This is a genomic window from Marinobacter sp. AC-23, assembly GCF_001858325.1.
GTDB lineage: Bacteria > Pseudomonadota > Gammaproteobacteria > Pseudomonadales > Oleiphilaceae > Marinobacter.
Genome location: NZ_MBPP01000038.1, coordinates 1 through 17,806, shown reverse-complemented (window position 1 = coordinate 17,806; position 17,806 = coordinate 1). Strand labels below are relative to the sequence as shown.

18 protein-coding genes are annotated in these 17,806 nt (G+C 52.1%); 5 read left to right on the top strand and 13 right to left on the bottom strand.

The features are described 5' to 3' along the window. Positions 1-170: 170 nt before the first annotated feature. Entirely contained in the window at positions 171-1,007 is an 837-nt protein-coding gene (locus BCA33_RS12885; protein ID WP_071266439.1) for a glycosyltransferase family 2 protein, read from the top strand. Then, positions 1,004-1,915, top strand: coding sequence for a glycosyltransferase family 2 protein (locus BCA33_RS12880; protein WP_071266437.1), 912 nt, complete (start codon positions 1,004-1,006; stop codon positions 1,913-1,915). The genes BCA33_RS12885 and BCA33_RS12880 overlap by 4 nt, the downstream gene beginning before the upstream one ends. Here BCA33_RS12880 and BCA33_RS12875 read toward each other — a convergent pair. From BCA33_RS12875 to BCA33_RS12850, 6 genes are all read right to left on the bottom strand, one after another. Next, positions 1,902-2,648 (bottom strand): glycosyltransferase family 32 protein, encoded by a 747-nt coding sequence (locus BCA33_RS12875; protein WP_071266435.1) that lies wholly within the window; start codon positions 2,646-2,648, stop codon positions 1,902-1,904. The genes BCA33_RS12880 and BCA33_RS12875 overlap by 14 nt on opposite strands. Before the next feature lie 68 nt (positions 2,649-2,716). Then, on the bottom strand, positions 2,717-3,469 hold the full coding sequence (locus tag BCA33_RS12870; RefSeq protein ID WP_071266433.1) for a glycosyltransferase family 25 protein: 753 nt from the start codon (positions 3,467-3,469) through the stop codon (positions 2,717-2,719). 20 nt (positions 3,470-3,489) lie between these two features. Further along, a complete protein-coding gene (locus BCA33_RS12865; RefSeq protein WP_071266431.1) occupies positions 3,490-4,401 on the bottom strand; it encodes a glycosyltransferase family A protein in 912 nt (303 codons plus the stop codon). Beyond that, entirely contained in the window at positions 4,398-5,594 is a 1,197-nt protein-coding gene (locus BCA33_RS12860; RefSeq protein ID WP_217632663.1) for an O-antigen ligase, read from the bottom strand. Before BCA33_RS12860 ends, BCA33_RS12865 begins: the two co-directional genes overlap by 4 nt. Before the next feature lie 94 nt (positions 5,595-5,688). Further along, on the bottom strand, positions 5,689-6,642 hold the full coding sequence (locus BCA33_RS12855) for a DUF6492 family protein (protein ID WP_139173003.1): 954 nt from the start codon (positions 6,640-6,642) through the stop codon (positions 5,689-5,691). 3 nt (positions 6,643-6,645) lie between these two features. Continuing rightward, a complete protein-coding gene (locus BCA33_RS12850; RefSeq protein WP_217632662.1) occupies positions 6,646-7,311 on the bottom strand; it encodes a glycosyltransferase in 666 nt (221 codons plus the stop codon). A 422-nt stretch (positions 7,312-7,733) separates the two neighbouring features. Between BCA33_RS12850 and BCA33_RS12845 the strand changes: the two genes are divergently transcribed. Beyond that, positions 7,734-8,612, top strand: a complete 879-nt coding sequence (locus BCA33_RS12845; protein ID WP_071266423.1) for a lysophospholipid acyltransferase family protein — start codon at positions 7,734-7,736, stop codon at positions 8,610-8,612. On the opposite strand, the gene BCA33_RS12840 is transcribed toward BCA33_RS12845, so the two are convergent. The 3 genes from BCA33_RS12840 to glnE all read right to left on the bottom strand — a co-directional run bounded on the left by BCA33_RS12840 (position 8,613) and on the right by glnE (position 13,243). After that, entirely contained in the window at positions 8,613-9,281 is a 669-nt protein-coding gene (locus tag BCA33_RS12840) for a 3-deoxy-D-manno-octulosonic acid kinase (RefSeq protein ID WP_071266421.1), read from the bottom strand. 55 nt (positions 9,282-9,336) lie between these two features. Beyond that, entirely contained in the window at positions 9,337-10,260 is a 924-nt protein-coding gene (locus tag BCA33_RS12835) for a branched-chain amino acid transaminase (protein ID WP_071266419.1), read from the bottom strand. A 79-nt stretch (positions 10,261-10,339) separates the two neighbouring features. Then, positions 10,340-13,243 (bottom strand): bifunctional [glutamate--ammonia ligase]-adenylyl-L-tyrosine phosphorylase/[glutamate--ammonia-ligase] adenylyltransferase, encoded by a 2,904-nt coding sequence (gene glnE / locus BCA33_RS12830; RefSeq protein ID WP_071266417.1) that lies wholly within the window; start codon positions 13,241-13,243, stop codon positions 10,340-10,342. Between the two features lie 78 nt (positions 13,244-13,321). Here glnE and BCA33_RS12825 point away from each other — a divergent pair, with 78 nt between their 5' ends. Together BCA33_RS12825 and mgtE are read left to right on the top strand one after the other, a co-directional pair. Next, on the top strand, positions 13,322-14,485 hold the full coding sequence (locus tag BCA33_RS12825) for a potassium channel family protein (protein ID WP_071266415.1): 1,164 nt from the start codon (positions 13,322-13,324) through the stop codon (positions 14,483-14,485). Between the two features lie 23 nt (positions 14,486-14,508). Beyond that, complete coding sequence (gene mgtE, locus BCA33_RS12820) at positions 14,509-15,852, top strand: magnesium transporter (protein WP_071266413.1); 1,344 nt, start codon at positions 14,509-14,511, stop codon at positions 15,850-15,852. 4 nt (positions 15,853-15,856) lie between these two features. On the opposite strand, the gene BCA33_RS21880 is transcribed toward mgtE, so the two are convergent. The 4 genes from BCA33_RS21880 to BCA33_RS12805 all read right to left on the bottom strand — a co-directional run. Further along, positions 15,857-16,288: a hypothetical protein gene (locus BCA33_RS21880; protein WP_254774382.1), complete on the bottom strand. Its 432-nt coding sequence runs from the start codon at positions 16,286-16,288 to the stop codon at positions 15,857-15,859. After that, positions 16,273-16,752, bottom strand: coding sequence for a CYTH domain-containing protein (locus BCA33_RS21875; protein ID WP_254774381.1), 480 nt, complete (start codon positions 16,750-16,752; stop codon positions 16,273-16,275). The genes BCA33_RS21880 and BCA33_RS21875 overlap by 16 nt, the downstream gene beginning before the upstream one ends. Before the next feature lie 94 nt (positions 16,753-16,846). Further along, entirely contained in the window at positions 16,847-17,470 is a 624-nt protein-coding gene (locus BCA33_RS12810) for a porin (protein ID WP_071266411.1), read from the bottom strand. Beyond that, positions 17,467-17,806: transposase (locus BCA33_RS12805; RefSeq protein ID WP_175469782.1), on the bottom strand; the 340-nt coding region annotated here is incomplete at its 5' end. The genes BCA33_RS12805 and BCA33_RS12810, both read right to left, overlap by 4 nt.

Sequence of the window (17,806 nt, the reverse complement as noted above, 5' to 3'; positions counted from 1 at the left end):
TTGTCGACGGCCCCTCCGGCGACGTCGACGTACTCGGCAAAGATATGCAACGAATAAAGGACTACACATTGCAACCCGGCATTACAAAACAGGTTCTCGATGAACTGTCCAGATTCTACAAATAGCGAGTTTGAGGCACCTCATACACATTTCGATGTGAGACAATTTTCATGAAGCTATCGGTCATCATCAGCACTTACAATTCCCCCCGCTGGCTGGAAAAAGTGCTTTGGGGTTACAGCGTACAGTCTCACCAAGACTTCGAAATCATCATGGCGGACGATGGTTCCAGCGATGAGACGCGCGATCTGGTTGACCACATGCGTGCGCAAACCGGCTTGAACATCAAGCACGTCTGGCAACCGGACGAAGGCTTTCGCAAGTGTCGAATCCTTAACAAAGCCGTCCTTGAAGCCACTTCTGATTATCTGGTATTTACAGACGGTGACTGCATCCCAAGAAAAGACTTTCTTGAAGTACACGCAAACGAAGCCCTACCAGGCCGATACCTCTCTGGCGGTTACCACAAGCTCCCGATGACCACGAGCGAGGCCATTACCAAAGACGATATCCTGAGCGGCCGCTGCTTCGATCTGGTATGGCTCAAGCAACATGGCCTGAAAGCGAGCTACAAGAACAGTAAGCTGACCGCCAACCGCTGGCAGGCACAGCTATACAATACGCTAACCCCAACCCGCTGCCGCTTTAAAGGGTCGAACGGATCAGCATGGAAAAAAGATGTTCTGGCCGTCAACGGCTTTGACGAGACCATGGCCTATGGCGGTGAGGATCGGGAGTTTGGAGTACGGTTGGTTAACAACGGCATCAAACCGAAGCATGTTCGTTATAACGCAATCGTGATCCACCTGGATCATAAAAGAGGGTATGTTGATCCCAAAACAGTACAGGCCAATAAGTCACACCGCCTAAATGTGGACAAGCAGGGCATTATCCAAACCAAGCATGGCATTCAACAGCATCAACATACCGCTGGAGCAAAAAATTGATTTTTTTCGTTTTTTCTTATAACCGCGGCCCCCACTTGAGAAACTGCATTGCGTCTATCGAAGCCTGCGCTCCGGGACACCAGGTTATAATCTATGACGATGCAAGCAATGACGCGGAAACCCAATCGATTCTTCTCGAGATTGGAAAGAAACACGAGGTCAGAACCAGAGACGACAAAGTCTCCGGCGACCAACATGGCGCCTTGTATACGAACATGCAGCGGGCTATTGACTCTGTTACCGGAGAAAAGGATCTGATTTGCTTTCTGCAGGACGATACGCAGCTAGTTCGCCCCATTGACGAGCATGACATCGCCTTTATGGACGGCTACTTTGACAAAGTTCCGGGTGCAGGCTTTCTCGCCCCAGTGTTCCAGAAAAAAATCACTCGCAAGCGCACGTTGGATCGTTTTATTTATCGCGAGGATCGTGAGGTATATGTGTGCGAACACCGAAGCAATAAGCAGGTCGCGGGCGTTTACTACTCAGACATATCCGTTACCCGAAGCGACCGCCTGAGAAAGGCAAACTGGAAATTTGTACCGGGGGAGTTTGATAATGAAATTCAGGCAAAAAACAACTTCATAGAAATGGGCTATATGTTTGCTCCCTTCGCCATGTGGTTGCCCAACCCACCGGCTTACCGTAATAAGAAGAAAAGCTTCACGTTTCAGCTCGCCGAGATTGTTAACAAGGCTGGCTTCTATCCGTTTAGAATAATGAATGAAGGTACGGTACAGCGCCTGAGAATTCGTCCTGAAAAAGAGGTTCCAATAGCAGAAGAATACCTTGAAGTAACGGTTCAGGGCCTTAGATCGCCATGGATCTTTGACCCACTTCGCCGTTACCGATTATTGAGAAAAATGGCTAAGTTTGAAGCTTGGCTACGAAGGATTATGTCTGTTTGATGTCGGCTAATAGCCCCAATCGCTTCCTTGCCATCGCGATAAGTTCATCGGGACTCTGTTCATGCAGCTTAAGCTCAGCATATCCATCTGGCCGACTGCTTGCGAACAATTGGTCACAGTAGGCCGGGCCTGACCCATGGTACTGCTCCACTGTTAAGTGCCGAGGGCAGAAAAAATGACTGGGAAGAACCGTCAACTCACTGTAATTGAGCTCGTGAAAAGCACTTGTGAGCGCCCTTGGTCCAACGCTTTTCCAGGCTGCAACAGTTTTGTGCCGAAGTTCGTACCAGACAAACCTGGTTGCGAGATCGCGCCTGGCCTCGAAGGTTTCGACAAGATGGGTCACCATGCGATCTCCAGGCTTGCATGCAAAGTAGCCGTTAGCTATCAGGCCCGGTGAAGCCAACTCATTTTCCCAGCATGCAAACGCTGTACATTCAAAAAGCCAATCAGGCAAAGCACGCACAGCAATCGAATCAGCATCTAACGCAAAGCCGCCCTCGCTGGCAAGAATTTCCCAGCGCATAAGGTCAGCCACTCCGAAAAGCTGCCTGGTATCCCACATAGCCTGCATATGACGCTTGGTTCGCCAAGGGTAAGTATTGTATTCATCATTCCCCCACACGCGTATTTCAAACTCCGGATTCAACCGCCTCCAAGTTTCAAAGCATGCATCGGGACGTTTTTCTTCGTCGCCTACCCAAATAAAATGAAGGACCTTAGGAATGCTCAACGCTTAACGACTCCACTAAAAACATCGCGAATTGCATAGCGCAAGTTGCGTCACAACCAAGAAGTAAATTAGTCATTCGCCAATCTGAACCACAAATTGTGAACTTCTCTGCGAATTTTTCCTTTTAGCAAATACCAACGCCAGCGAAGACGCATCAAGCCTCTTCTCTCTTTCGAGGGGTTCACGCCAAAATCAATAGCAGATTCAAATGTCGCGTTATGAGTCAGACATGGTTCTAGTAAACCATAGCATTCAACACCATTAGCCCAGAACTGATCCATCTCAATATCGACTGGCTCGGCCCATGTCTCAGCGTACCTCACAAACTTCTCCGCAGCGCCAGGTGTCAAATAGTAGCCAGTTGCGCTTTTATGCCCCCGCAAAAACTTACCAATGCCAAGCCCTTCTGTTTTAAACACCGGTATATATTGCCTGTTTCGCGACTTGCTCTCGAATAACCGAAGGCACTCAACATACTCGGGAAGCTCTTGCACTGAGTTAAAGAAAGTCCGGAATACTTTCTCATAAAGCATTGCATCATCTTCGAGGACAATCATTGCCTTCCCCGAATCAACGCACTTTTGCCACACCATATAATGGCTGGCAAAGCACCCTAAATGGCCTGGAGACAGAGGAATCTCACCGATTCTTCTGGCTTTTTGGGCACTGTACCTGGAAAACAGCTCATGCCCGAGCTTCCCATCAACCGCGTCAAAAAAAACAAACGGAAGCCCAAGCGCAGCAAATTGCCCCTCTATGGCTTTGCGCCGTTCAGTGGCTCTGTGCAGGCTGATAACAACAATTTCAGGGTGACCGTCCATCTTTTAGTCCTTTGTACTAATCAGCGCCCCAGCCAGCGACGAAGCGCCACCTCGGCATTGTTGAGGTGTTTTAGTAAACGAAACCCCGTCAGCGGGTTATAAGTCCAGGGCTTTTTCGGTGTCACAGGAGTGCACTCAAGAAGTTCTTCGGCTACAGGCACGCGCCCTTGAGAGTTCTCTTTTCGTGCTTCCGCTAGTTCTTTCGACCACAAGTCGAAAGGGTAAAAACCAACCTGCTTATTTTTCTCAGCCAGCCGCAGTCCCAGCGTCTTGTTTTTGCCTCGATAAGCCGGAACCTCTGGCAACCACATTGCAAAAGGTAACCACATATAGGCCATCAGGCCAAAGAGCTGCCTCGCCTGTCGATCATTGGACGGTTCCGACTGCTGGAATTCCCACCCTGCCGCAGTAAGTCGATTCGGTTTAAAAATGACGAGATCCGAGTAGTGAAGCCCGGCACTTTGCCCCATGTTATTTCTAAAAAAGAATTCAGGAGCAGGCCCTGGTTCAGGTGTTACAGGCCGCTTTGCCAAATCTATCCCTCTTATAAAGCAAGGGTGGATAAAGCCAAGTTTCGGGTGTTCTTCAAATAACGATTCCAAGGCCTGAATCTCGCCACTCGGCAAGGGACGAACCACTTGGGTATCGTCCTGAAGAAAGCAAAGTAAGGATCGGTTTCGGTAAAGTTCCAAAGCAGCATTCATATTATGATAAAGGCCGCCATGCTTTATCGTGCCCTTTGTATCAGGCGTTATAACCTGGCAGTTTTTCTTTGCTTCTTCGAGGTAGCTGCAAGTTTCCGGATCGCTGCTGTTATCATCGAAGATGGCAATTTCTGCGTCAGGTATGCACGCCAGAATAGAATTCACACAGTTGCGAAGAAACCTTCCCCGGTTGAAGGAAAAAATGCAGATCGTAAGTTTATTTTTCATCGCGTCTCCTCTTCACTACCACTGACGCGGGGTTCAGGGTCAGTTTCGCCAGATCTGGCCCGGGCCCAAGCCCAAACAAGCACTAAGGGGATCCAGCCGAATATCCAAATCGGGTGCACTGATATCAATAGCGTATACTCATCAGAAAACGTCAGCATGACGAATAAGCCAACAATCATGAGTAGGTGGAGCTTTTGACTCATTGCACAAGGACAGCGAAAGGCCGCCCAAGCAACCAGTATTAAAAGCCCGAACTGCATTGCTACCCCTATCAATCCCGTTTCAGCATAGGCTCCCAACCAAATACTATGTGGATGCACTATATCCAAGCCACGGGGAGCAAGATAGGCCTGATGCGGCGCTGTAAACTCGAATCCAAGCCCTGCGCCATTTCCCAGCAAAATAGACTCTGGCGGATGCTTCAGGTAGGCAGCCCAGATATCCAATCGGTAGGAGGTTCCCCGAGACATAAGTTGCTCAATAAAGTCCGGAATACCAATAAACCCATGAACAAGCCCTATCAGGCCCGCAACGACAGCCAAAGTACCTCCAAGCGCAAGCTTGGATCTGGTCTTGAAAGTGATAAGAGAAATAAAAAAAAGCACATAAATAGCCAGAGCAACGATGGGCGCCCTGCTTTTGGTTGATACAACAAATACGCTAACCAAAAAAAATGCAATAAGACCCAGAGCAATGCTTTTGCGATTCATTCTGCTGTCTCGCTGACCGAACAACAAAAACATACCCACCGCTAAAAAAACTATTAGAATCGACGCTCCTTGAATCGAGTGTTCCGCCGCACCGATACCCTCCAGCCGTCCCGTAAAAAGCTGTTCGACTGGAGCACCTACTAGGCCGGCAAGTGCCCCGACAAGCGCTGCAGATAAAAAAAACGCCCCCCACTCTCGCGGCTTCTTTATTACCTCCTGTATCCATAGAAAAAATGCCAGCATTCCGGCACCTGCCTCTAGCCCCCACCGGGATGCTTGCGCATTATCAGCTGTCGAGGTGTTGGCAACTACCCAGGTTATTATGGACATATAGACACAATAAACCAGAAACAAACCGAGGAAAGGATCCTTCCAGTCAACCTTCTGTTTGCGGGAAATGAGCAGATACAGGCTTAATGGCAGAATTGTTGCGTGAAAAAAGTGCTTGTAAACACTGTCTGGCGCTAAAACCGCCAGGAGCAACCAGCATGCGAAGAAGCCGGAAAGCCATTGCCTGTCCCTCAACCCGCGGCTTCCAAGCAGTCTCTCAAAAGTCATAGAGGATTCCATTCATTCACTATATCTCTTGATCCAGAAGGTCTGTCATCCGACCAAGGTACTCATCAGGACTCCAGGTTTCACGGCCACTGGCGTGAGAGTGAATGGTAATATAATGAATATCAGAATCCGCCAGCATCGAGCGCACTGTCTCAATGACCATTTCAGAGTTGCTGGTATTATAGATATACCTAGAAAAATCTGGCGCCCGCCACTCTATGTCCTGCTGGTCTCTGTAATTCCCCAGAAATGCCTTGTAGAACCCGAATTCCGACCAACGGCGTGGGGGCCTGGCTAGCAGAGTTTCCCACCACAGCTTGCCTGAGCGCACTTCTAGCGTACGAAGTGCCTCTCGTAAAATCACACTATCGAAAACAAAAGGGGTGTCAAAGTAAACATTTACCGGGTCACACAACTGAACTGTCCCCACCAATGATTCAGATTCAGCTACCCAGTTTTTTACTTTACCCTCCACCTCGGATCTGGCGCTCCACGTTGCAAAGCAAACAGTCCGCGATTTGCCCATAAAGTCCTGACAAGACGCGGCTTTAGTAACCACTACATCCGAGTCGAGAATGACCGCTACGTCGCATTCCAGCTCACTGGCAAGCTGCAACTTGCAAAGTTGCTGAGTGTGCCACCCTGTGTAGGATGGCCATTCCGGAAAAGAAAACAGGCGTCGCAAGCTGCCGGCAAGACGAGTGACATTCCGTCCGAAACGATCCGATAAGCGGCGTGCCATCCGTCGTTTCCTCTCAACCTCTGGTGGCAGTACGTCTGCTGTGGAGAGCAGATTAAGCCCGGAACGGCCTCGAAATTCCTCAAACAGCGGCATGTCTTCATCTTGAACGACTACGTAGTGCTCGAGTTCAGCAAGTGACGACCGTTCAACGGATTGGCGCATCACTCTGAAGTGATCAACGTCCCCGGCCCAGGTTGGAGTAATAATTACAATTTTTGATTTTGCGCTCACCACTTATTTCCTGTCCCGCCTTCGCGACTGCCAAACCCGCAACCGGGTTCTAAGCCGGCTTCGGGTTTCATTTCCGCTGTAACGTCCTTTCGCAACATGCCGGATTCTAAACACTCCAGGGACCGAAACAGGCTCGCCCTGGCTACGCAGCAACCAGCGAAACGCACGGTCCTCATGGCATTTTGCAAAGCTCTCTACGGGCTGCTGATAAAGGCCTATATTTCGGCAGTACCCGACAGCTCTACACACATCCCCATGGGCGATCTGCAAAGGCCCGGTGGCCTTGGATATCTGCCGGGAGGTAAAAGAGGTTGTGTCGATGTCCAGTACTTGTGGCTCGGTAGTGCCAGCCTGAAGCATAGGGTTGTTTTCCGCCAGCAGATCCGTTGTTCGCTCAACCTCCGGAAACAGCAATGTCTCTTGGCGCCCCTGTAAAGCTTCGGCAAGGGCGTCGAGGCAGTTGTCGCGAAACATCAGATCACAGTCTGTAAACCAAACCCAATCAGCTTTTGTGGCCAGTGCCGCCTGATTGCGGCCGATTGCGCGGCGAAAAAGCTGCTGTTTTGGCACTGGCTGCCAGTTCCAGGTAACGCCCGGCACGGTCTGCTGACCAAAAAAATCCAGCAACGTCTTCGTTTTGGTATCTTCTGGGCTGAAAAAAACGGTCATTGTCACATCAAGCTTTTTGGGCGGGAAAAGCACGACGGAACTAAGTTGGTACACAAGAAAGTGCGAGTAGTTCCAACAATGGCTGACCACCTCCAGTTTTAGGTGTCCCTTCCGGGCGGCCCGATCATTTTCTGGAGGTAGGTTTGGCTCAAACCACCTGGGCGGTATCCAGCCACCTGCCGCAAATCGGAAAAAAGCCAATTGGATTAGGTTCCACATAGTTGTTGCCCGGACCACGTCTGATTCTTGAGCCCGGCTGCAAGCTGATGTTCCTCCGGGCGACAGTTCTAAAAGCGGGAAATTCTATCACGGAGCCACGTCAAAAACAGAAAACCCTTCATTAACTGAACGACCATCTTCTTGTGCGGGTCCGATGACAATGGTACTTTTCCGCTCTGCATTCCGCTGATTGGATTTTTCTTGTGTCCGCCAAACTCATCGCTCTGGCTTTCCGCTTACTGTCCCTACTCAGCCTGCGCTGGGCACAACACATCGGCCGCTTTTTGGGAGGCGCGGTGTGGAAACTTGGTGGCCGTTCCGTGGAAACCACGCGCACAAACCTTCGTGCTTGTTACCCACAGCTAACAGACTCAGAACTCGAAGAGTTGGGAAAGCAGAGCCTCCGAGAAACCGGCGCGACCGCGATGGAGATTCCATTGATGTGGGAGTGGCCCGTTGAGCGCTGCCTAGGTTTGATAAAGGAAATTGAAGGCGAAGAGCTGCTTGATGACTACAAGGCCGACGGCAAAGGCCTGCTCCTTCTGGCGCCGCATCTGGGCAACTGGGAGCTGGCCGGGCTGTTCTTTGCTTCCCGCTACAAGATGGCCGCGCTTTACAGTCCGCCAAACCGTCCGGAATTTGAAACCTACATTAAAAACGTACGTAGCCGCAGCGGTTCCGAGCTGGTTGCTACCGATCGGAGGGGTATTATGCGCCTCCTTGCCATCTTACGTGAAGGTGGAGTGGTAGGCGTATTGCCTGACCAGACGCCAAGGCAAGAAGGCGGTGAGTTTGCGCCCTTTTTTGGTATCCCTGCGGTCACTATGACGCTCGCCTCAAAGCTGATTCACAAAACAGACGCGCACCCGCTAATTACCTTTGCCCAGCGACTGCCCAGAGGTGAAGGATTCAAAATTGTTATAAAGCGAGCGGATGAAGGCATGATTTCAAAAGATGTGTCTGAATCGCTTAGCGCACTGAATCGTTCCGTTGAGCGCTGTATTGAATTGGTTCCTGAGCAATATCAGTGGGAGTACAAACGCTTTCGCCGAACCGCTCCTGGCGAAACACCGATATACTGATCAGTCGCTACGATAGCCAGCCAGGAAGCTCCGCCAGAGCTGCCCACGCTCCTCAGCATCTAATTGTTCAAGACACTTCTTCACGGAGCGCTCAAGACGGCTGAGATTGTTTTCCTTCCAGCCATCGCTAGCCTGCTTGGGCATCATGCGTCCTCGATCAAAATCAATCAGATACACCTGATCCGCAACGAGTATGTTCATGCAATTTAAGTCGGCATGAAACACTCCGGCGTTATGAAAGCGGCGAACACAAGCACCCGCCGCGTGCCATGTTTTACTACTGGAAGTGTTTCTTACACATTCAGAGAGTGGCTTTGCGTCGGGGATGCGGCGAACAATCAGCGACGCATGGTAAAGCAGAGGGCCATGCAGACGATAACCGGCGGCAACAGGCTCAGGTACGGGTAGACCTTTCGTGATGAGTTTATTCAACAACCGAAATTCAGCAAATGACCGGACGGCATCCGCACGAGTGAATACATACTCTCGCCGAATAAAACGCCCCGGCAACCCCCCGCGGCAAAAGTGCCGTAAAACAAGTTCGCCACAAGGTGCATGAATAAACCAAGCGGCGCCTCGACCACCTTGAGTGACGATAGCCGCTTGCCTACCCCAGAACACCGGGTTAAACCAGTTTTCCCGGAAGCTTTTTCTGACGGAGTGGGACACAAGATAGCCTCCTGTGTCCCCAATGTGTTTGATGTAGTTTGTCCCCATAGGGGAGTTACCGCACGGGCGCCAGCCAGTTACTGTGCTGAGGGAGCTTCCCTTGCACAGCATCAAAATACATGGCCTGCAGCTTTTCAGTAACCGGCCCGCGTTTACCCGCACCAATAGCACGGCCATCCAACTCTCGGATTGGCAGCACTTCGGCCGCAGTGCCGGTGAAAAACGCCTCATCGGCAACGTAAACTTCATCCCGTGTAATACGACGCTCTTTCACTGGGATATTCAGCTCGGCGGCAAAATCCAGAATGGTCTGGCGCGTGATGCCTTCCAGGCAGGAGGTCAGTTCTGGCGTATGCAGAACGCCGTTGCGCATAATGAAGACATTCTCGCCGGAGCCTTCAGCCACATAGCCTTCGTTATCCAGCAGCAGAGCTTCCTCACAGCCGCTGGCAATGGCTTCATTCAGCGCCAGCATAGAATTAATGTAGTTGCCGTTCGCCTTGGCCTTACACATGGTGATGTTAACGTGATGGCGAGTATACGAGGACGTGCGAACCTTGATGCCCACTTCTTTGGCTTCTGGCGACATGTAAGACGGCCAGCTCCAGGCGGCGACCATCACGTGTACCTTCAGATTGTCAGCACGCAGCCCCATACCTTCGGAGCCCAGAAAGGCCATGGGGCGCAGGTAGGCTTCGTCCAGATTGTTCTCACGGACAGCCGCACACTGAGCATCGTTAAGCTCTTCTTTGCTGAACGGCATTTTCATATTCAGGATATGAGCGGAGCGGAAGAGTCGATCCGTATGGTCTTTCAAGCGAAAAATAGCCGGGCCGTTCGCAGTGTTGTATGCGCGCACCCCTTCAAAACAGCCCATGCCGTAATGCAGGGTGTGGGTCAGGACGTGAGTTTTGGCTTCACGCCAGGGAACCATTTCACCATCCAGCCAGATAACACCATCGCGATCAGCCATCGACATTCTTCGTTGCTCCTAAAAAAGCGGTTTTCGGGGATACAGCATTCTAGCAGGAAATTTTGACGGAACGACACCCAGCACGCTATCCCGCCATGATTTTCTGCCAGGCCGACCGTATGTAACGCCGCTCGTCCAAAAATGCATCCCCCGCCACTTGGCTGTTAAGGTTTTGCAGAGCCCGCCGGTGAATGCATGAGCGCAACGCAATGTAGGCTTCCCGCAGCTGCTCTGCTTCTTTCACCGGCAACACACCAGCCCTGCCCAGCTCTTCCATTTGCCGGATATTATCAGACCACCCGGTTAGTTCCGGGTGCGACTCACTCCATGCCAACATCAGGTACTGCACCATAAATTCCATATCCACAATGCCACCGGCATCATGCTTGATGTGGAAGGTTTCCTCGCGTCGACTTTCTGGCGTGCCTAGGTTAGCCCTCATTTTTTCGCGCATTTCCACCACTTCCTGGCGCAACGCTTCCTTGTCACGACTCTGGCAAAGTATGTTGTGCCGGACAGCCTCAAAGGCCACAGCCGTTGCGGAACACCCGGCAACACCCCTGGCCCTTGCCAGAGCCTGGTGTTCCCAAGTCCAGGCATCATTGCACTGATATTTTTCGAACGCTTGCAAAGTGCTTACCAGCAGCCCGGAATTGCCCGATGGTCGTAATCTCATGTCGACTTCATACAACTGACCGGAAGGGGTTTGAGCATTGAGGATGTGTACAATTCGCTGCCCTAAACGGGTATAAAAAACCGCGTTATCAATGGATTTATCGCCATCAGTTGCCAACTCCGGGTCTGCATTATGAACAAACACCAAATCCAGATCCGACGTATAGCCAAGTTCAATACCTCCAAGCTTGCCATAACCGACAACCGCAAACTCCGTTTCGCGGGTGGCGCCGCCAGCGCGACCTGGATAACCGTGGCGAGCAACCAGGTTTGAAAAGGCTACGTCGACAACATGATCAAGGACAACCTCGGCAATCCAGGTCAGATAATCACTCACCTTCATCAGCGACAAAGTACCCTTCAATTCGGAGGCCGCAACCCGAAGCGTATGAGCCTTTTTGAAATGCCGCAGTGACTCCATCTGATTTTCCAGGTCGTCGTAAGAAATTCGCAGCATTTGCTGGCGCAGATCATCCTGCAGCTCGTCCCGTGCAGGCGGGTGGTAAAGGCTCTCGGCATTGAGCAACTCATCCAGAAGCAGCGGCGTTTCTGCAAGTTGCCGCGCAATCCAGGGGCTTTCACTACACAGGTTAACCAGCTGTGTACGTGCCCCCGGGTTCTCCAGAAGCAGCATCATATAAGCGGTTCGGCGCAAAATAGCTTCAACCAGCATAAGCACACGAGACAAGGTTTCTGATGGATTTTTTACCTCCGTCAACGCCTCCAGCAACACTGGCATGAATTGGTTCAGCCGTTTACGCCCCTGGGTTTGCATGGTCTGCACCGTGCGACTGTTACGCAGGCTACTGAGCATGGCTAAGCTACCGCCTGGATCTTCGTAGCCGTGTTTTTCAAGCCATTCCGCGTCTGAAACCTCATCAACTTCCGCCAGCCAAAGCTCAAACCAACCCTCATCAAGAGCAGGCTGCGCGCTCTCTTCACTCTCCTCCGTGGCAATGATATTGGCAAAGTGGGTGGCAACGTTTTCCCGGTGTTGCGCCAGCATTTCCTGGCAGCCCGGCCAGCCGTCAAAGCCCATGATCAGTGCAACCCGCGCCCTCGAAAGCTCGTCTTCGGGCAACAGCTGGGTCTGTTTATCTTCCATGCCCTGCAGAGCGTGCTCCAGGTTGCGAAGAAAAATATAAGCCTCTCGGAGCTCACTAACCACCTGCGAAGGCAGGAGTTCAAGCGCCTCAAACTCTTTCAGGATGACTAGCAGTTCACGCTGCTGCAACTCCCTGTCGCGGCCGCCGCGGATAAGCTGAAACGCCTGAACCACAAACTCAATTTCCCGAATGCCACCGCTGCCGAGCTTAATGTTGTTCTCCAGCCCTTGCCTGCGCACTTCGCGGCTAATCATCGCCTTCATGCTGCGCAATGATTCAAATGCACTGAAATCGATGTATCTGCGATACACAAATGGCCTGAGGCTTTCCATAAGCACCTGGCCGGCCTTCACATCACCAGCCACCACCCGGGACTTGACCATGGCGTAGCGCTCCCAGTCCCGGCCCTGATCCTGATAGTAGGCTTCCAGCGCAGCAAAACTGAGCGCAAGAGCGCCACTTTGCCCATATGGGCGCAGGCGCATATCCACACGAAACACAAAACCATCAGCGGTTATCTGATCCAAAGCCTGAATCAGGCGCTGGCCCAACCGGATGAAAAACTGCTGGTTATCGAGTGAGCGCCGACCGCCCCGGGTCTCACCCTTACCGGGAAAAGCAAAAATCAGGTCAATATCCGACGATACGTTTAACTCGCATCCACCCAACTTCCCCATGCCTATTACAATCAAGGACTGAGGCGTGTCCGCACCTGTCACCGGGTCTACCCCCCAAGGCGTGCCGTACTGCTCACAGGCAGCTTCATGCAGCCAGTCAAGCGCACCCTGAATGCACACCTCTGCAAACGTGCTGGTCGCAGCCATGGTCTCCGCCAGATCCGCCCACCGCATCAAGTCCCGCCAAATAATGCGGAATTGCGTTTCCCGGCGGAAACGGCGCAACGCTGCATGCAAACCGGGCTCGTCGGTGACCTCGACAAGATACTCACTCCAGCGTGCGTGAAGGTATTCGGGGGTGGTTGGCTCACTCAATCCCCGTGAATCCAAAAGCGCTCGCACCTGTTCCGGGTGCCTCTCAAGCGTCTGACGCAGGAACAGGCTCCGGGCCATGGCCTGAGCAATTACGTCTGCCGATATGCCAGCATCTTCCAGCAGCCAGCCCGGCAAACCTTCCGGAAAAACCGACGACCAGCTGGCAGCGACATCGTCGGCCAACAGCGACGGAAGGCAACTCCATGGCTCAGACATAATGCAAACCCCTGTCTCTCTGTTATATTCCCGTTACTGTATAACGAACTTACCCGAGACTGAACAGGCCAACACCGGATGCTGAGAAACCGCTTTCCCCTTAATGCCGAACATGAGAAAAGCCATGTACCTATGGGCGGACTCATCCGGAAGCGAGTGAAGCGCCTGTTCATGATTTTGATCGCGCTATTAACCACCCAAATACTGATTATCTGGGCGGTTGAAGACCTGACTCTGTTCGAGTCGCTGTGGATGACAATGACGACCATCGCCACAGTAGGCTATGGCGACTACGCTCCCGTAACCTACATCGGCCGGCTCAGTACCATCCTGCTCATGTTTGTGGGCGCCATCACCCTGCTGACGCTTATTGTCAGCGATTTTATCGAGTACCGGTTCTACCGCCGGGAACGCATTCTCACCGGACGCTGGATCTATAAAATGAACAATCACATCGTCATCATCAACACCCCTAAGCACGGCGGCATGACGTATTTCATGCGTTTTGCAACGCAGATCCGTTCTGCACAGGGTTACGAAACCATTCCCATCATGTTGCTTACGCGCGAGTTTCCAACCGGTCTCCCGGCGGAGCTGTCTGACCTGGGCCTGGTGCATTTTCATGGCTCCGGGTTTGACCCAGACGCGCTAAAGGCCGTGCACGCGGGAAGTGCACGCCACATAGTTGTGCTTGCCGCCGACGAATCCGACCCGCACTCAGACAGCCTGACCTTCGACATATCCCACCGCTTAGGCGAGCTTAACCTTGGCCAAAAAACCACTGTGGAGTGTGTTACAGACGCTAATCGCAGCCGCTTCAAAGAGCTTGGCGTGCGGGCCATTATACGCCCGGTTCGTACCTACCCTGAAATTATGGTGCGCTCCGTGGTAGCTCCAGGGTCGGAAACAGTGCTGGAAGACATGTTCAATTATGAGCACGACCACCCACACCGCTACGACCTGGAACTTGACGACCTCAACTGGGCTGATATTGTCAGCGCATTAATTCGCCACGGCATTGGCACGGCGCTGGCGTATATTAACGATAGCGACGAAGTTATCTGCCACCCGTCCGTAAACGGTGAAATCGAGGGAAAAGGGCTTATCGTGTTGGTGAAATCAAGTAACCCCCCGGATCTCGAAGTGGTAAAAGACGCATTGGAACGCTATCGCGTTTTTCTGAAGAAATGGAGAAACCTGCAGGACAACACGACCTCAGCCGACTCTTCCGCTGCCCACTGAGTAATTTTTACCAGGCACCGTCTATGGAATCCGTACTTTTTCAGCCGCTGGTGGATGCACTTGCATCGGGCCAGCCCCAGGCCGTTGCAAACGCAGCGAATCTGTTTAATGCTGCGGACCTTGCTGAATTTATAGAACAAAACCTGGAGAGTGATTCAGGTGGCTCCCTGTTCCAGAGTTTGCCCCTGGCTTTGCGCGCGAAGGTTCTGGGCTACACCAACCCGGACACCCAGCTGTTGCTAACTCAGGCTACGCCGCTGGCGGAGCTCGCGCTGCTTACAGCCGAAATGCCATCGGATGACCGGGTTGATTTTTTCAATCTACTTGATGAATCTCGTCAGAAACAGCTCATCAGTAAGCTTGATGAGGAAGATCGAAAGGATCTGACTGCACTTCTGGCTCACGCTGAGGGCACTGCCGGCTCTTTGATGAGCACGGATTACGCAGTGTTTGAATCGGGTATAACGGCCAGTGAAGCCATAGGCATTCTGCGCAAAACAGCCGAAGACAAAGAAACCATCTATCAGTCGTACGTGATTGACGAGAACCAGGTGCTGCTTGGTGTCGTATCCCTGCGCCGCCTGATCATCGCCAAGCCTGATTCCATTATTGATTCTCTGCTTGCTACTGGTCTGGTATCTACCCATACGGACACATCTCAAGACGACGTTGCCAGGCTGATCACCAAGTACGACCTTCTGGCCCTACCCGTACTGGACGATCATGATCGCCTTGCAGGGATTATCACCTACGACGACGCTATGGATGTTATCGAGGCAGAGGCAACAGAGGATATTCACAAAGGGGGGTCGGTGAGCAATCTGGAAACCGGCATCACCACGGCTTCACCCTTCTCGCTGTATCGCTCACGGATTCAATGGCTGATCATTCTCGTATTTGCCAACATTTTTACCGGTGCCGGCATCGCGCATTTTGAAGAAATCATCGGCGCCCACCTGGCCTTGTTGTTCTTTATGCCCCTGCTGGTTGCCAGTGCTGGCAACGCTGGTGCCCAGTCCGCCACACTGGTGATACGAGGCATTGCCACTGGGGATGTGGTAAACAGCGATTGGGTTCGGCTATTTAGCAAAGAGCTACTTGTGGCGACGGCACTGGGCCTTAGCATGGCACTCACCGTGTGGGTAGTCGGCATGTTCCGTACAGAAATGGCCATTGCCACAACAGTGGCTATAACCATGATTGCCGTTGTGCTTGCAGGCGGGCTGATCGGCATCCTGCTGCCGCTTCTGCTTAACCGGCTGGGCGTTGATCCAGCTGCAGCGAGCATACCGCTTATCACGACCATTGCCGACGTGAGCGGGGTGCTGATTTATTTCACGATCGCCACAATGATTTTAGGAGGTTAGCGCTCTACCCGGCAGACTGCCTTTCTCGGTTCGACAGCAGGCCAAGCTGACACTGACCAAGTTCTGGCTTATGGAGTATCTGACTGAGGGTTCCGCCCTTGGCCAGATGCTCTGCCAACTCAGAAAAAGGCTGACCCAAACCGCAAGCTTCAGCTCGCACCTGCAGCGACTGCAGGTCTATCCCTTCAAGTGAAACACTCCTTTGCTCCAGCCAGGCATTACTGAGCTGGTGTAAAAAAAGATCGATACCGTCTTGCCCACCGGCATTGGCACCCGGCTTTTCGCCAGCGGCTGACTTTCCAGCGTGTATACCTGCAAGGTAGTAACCCTGTTCTGCTTTGCTGATCAGGTTCACAAAGACCGGGCACTCAGAAGCCAAACGCTCCGCCCAGACCAATAGTCGCTGCGAGTTACCGGATTTCAGCTCAAACTCCACTTCACATAGGGCTTCTGCCTCGAGCCTGCGACAATGACACCAATATCCAGTGCACACTCGATGACCGCGTCGCCATCATCAATCATTACAATCTGCCGGTTAAAGTTAGTCTCAAATACGGGAGCAAGCTGTGCCAGATCAACGCCCTCTCCCAGCGGTGTAGCCGCCAGAAGCCCGAGATTCAAGACCGCAGCCGGCAGCGGCCATTCCCACTCTTCCCGCTTGTGCATGCCATTCACGAAGCTTCCCTGGGTTTTTGCTGTCTGAACATAGACATCGCCCTTCTGGCGCACGCGCAAAGCGGCTTTCTGCCGATTAAGATCTGCACCGGGGGTGTCGTAGTAGGTATTAATAAGCAGCTTTCTCGACCCAAGCGCCGCGCCGTTCTGCGCGCACAGCCAGGTCAAAGCGGTATCCATTTCGCCCTTGTCGAGCGTCAGCTTGATTTCCAGCTCTTCAGCCATCAGTCCACTCGCATTTTATGTAACACAAATAAAAACCGGCGACCTTGCGGCCCCCGGTTTCCTTCAAACTGCTTCTTAACTGGTCATTGCCAAATCAGAAGTAGTAAGTAGCACCAACAGAGACAGTTGAAGCTTCGCTCTTATTAGCTACGCCGTAAACACCGTCATCACCGCCGGACAGGTTACCTTCTACATAGACATACATGTTGCTGGACAGGTTATGCAGCGCTTGCAGGGCAATTGTGTCCCTCTTATCGTCGCCGTTTACACCGTCATTTTCCGCCAGTTCATAAGACAGTGCGAACGCGTTTTTGCCCAGGGTATAGGTTCCCTGAACGCCAACTACGTCGTATGCATCTTTGCGAGTCTGGTACTCAAGGGACAATCCCAGTGCGTCCATGTGATAAGCAACACGTAGGCCGTAGGTGTTTTCGTTGTTCTTCGGCGCTTCGACAGTGCTTGAAGAATACGATGTAGCACCGTCGTTAGAGTCCATAGCGAAAGCGAGGGTCAGCGCATCGACTGAATAAATCGCCGCCAACTGATAAGGATAGCTCTTCCCACCTGACTGAGTATCGCCATCACCATTAACCTGTACAGCTGCACCCAGCTTCAGGCCACCAAATGAAGGTGTCATGTACTGGACCAAGTCACCTTCGCCGGTGGTGTAGCTACCACCGATGTTGCGCCTAGTGTGTCGTTCGGTTAATTCGCTCATTTATTGTTGATTAAACTCAGCTTTGCTTTCGCCACCGATGTCATAATGGACTCGGCACTTTTATGCCATCGGAACGGCTTTGCCAGTTTTTCGTTGTGAACCTTGATGAACTTTTTAATCGCAGACTTTAATTCGCCGACACTGGTGAAAATGCCTCGATAAAGAGCCCGTCGCTCCAGTTGGCTAAACCAACCCTCCACCGCATTGAGCCAGGACGCGCTCGTGGGCGTGAAGTGCAGCTTGAATCGAGGGTGCTTGGCCAGCCAAGCTTTGACCTCTGGCGTCTTGTGAGTCGAGCTGTTATCCAGAATCAAATGTAGATCCATACCCTTCGGA

What these genes read in the sequence shown, in the direction of transcription:
- BCA33_RS12865 (WP_071266431.1), bottom strand. Translation starts at nt 4,401, where the DNA reads ATGAAAAATAAACTTACGATCTGCATTTTTTCCTTCAACCGGGGAAGG.
- BCA33_RS12825 (WP_071266415.1), top strand. Translation starts at nt 13,322, where the DNA reads ATGCTGAGAAACCGCTTTCCCCTTAATGCCGAACATGAGAAAAGCCAT.
- BCA33_RS12835 (WP_071266419.1), bottom strand. Translation starts at nt 10,260, where the DNA reads ATGTCGATGGCTGATCGCGATGGTGTTATCTGGCTGGATGGTGAAATG.
- BCA33_RS21875 (WP_254774381.1), bottom strand. Translation starts at nt 16,752, where the DNA reads ATGGCTGAAGAGCTGGAAATCAAGCTGACGCTCGACAAGGGCGAAATG.
- mgtE (WP_071266413.1), top strand. Translation starts at nt 14,509, where the DNA reads ATGGAATCCGTACTTTTTCAGCCGCTGGTGGATGCACTTGCATCGGGC.
- BCA33_RS12870 (WP_071266433.1), bottom strand. Translation starts at nt 3,469, where the DNA reads ATGGACGGTCACCCTGAAATTGTTGTTATCAGCCTGCACAGAGCCACT.
- BCA33_RS12885 (WP_071266439.1), top strand. Translation starts at nt 171, where the DNA reads ATGAAGCTATCGGTCATCATCAGCACTTACAATTCCCCCCGCTGGCTG.
- BCA33_RS12850 (WP_217632662.1), bottom strand. Translation starts at nt 7,311, where the DNA reads ATGACCGTTTTTTTCAGCCCAGAAGATACCAAAACGAAGACGTTGCTG.
- glnE (WP_071266417.1), bottom strand. Translation starts at nt 13,243, where the DNA reads ATGTCTGAGCCATGGAGTTGCCTTCCGTCGCTGTTGGCCGACGATGTC.
- BCA33_RS12810 (WP_071266411.1), bottom strand. Translation starts at nt 17,470, where the DNA reads ATGAGCGAATTAACCGAACGACACACTAGGCGCAACATCGGTGGTAGC.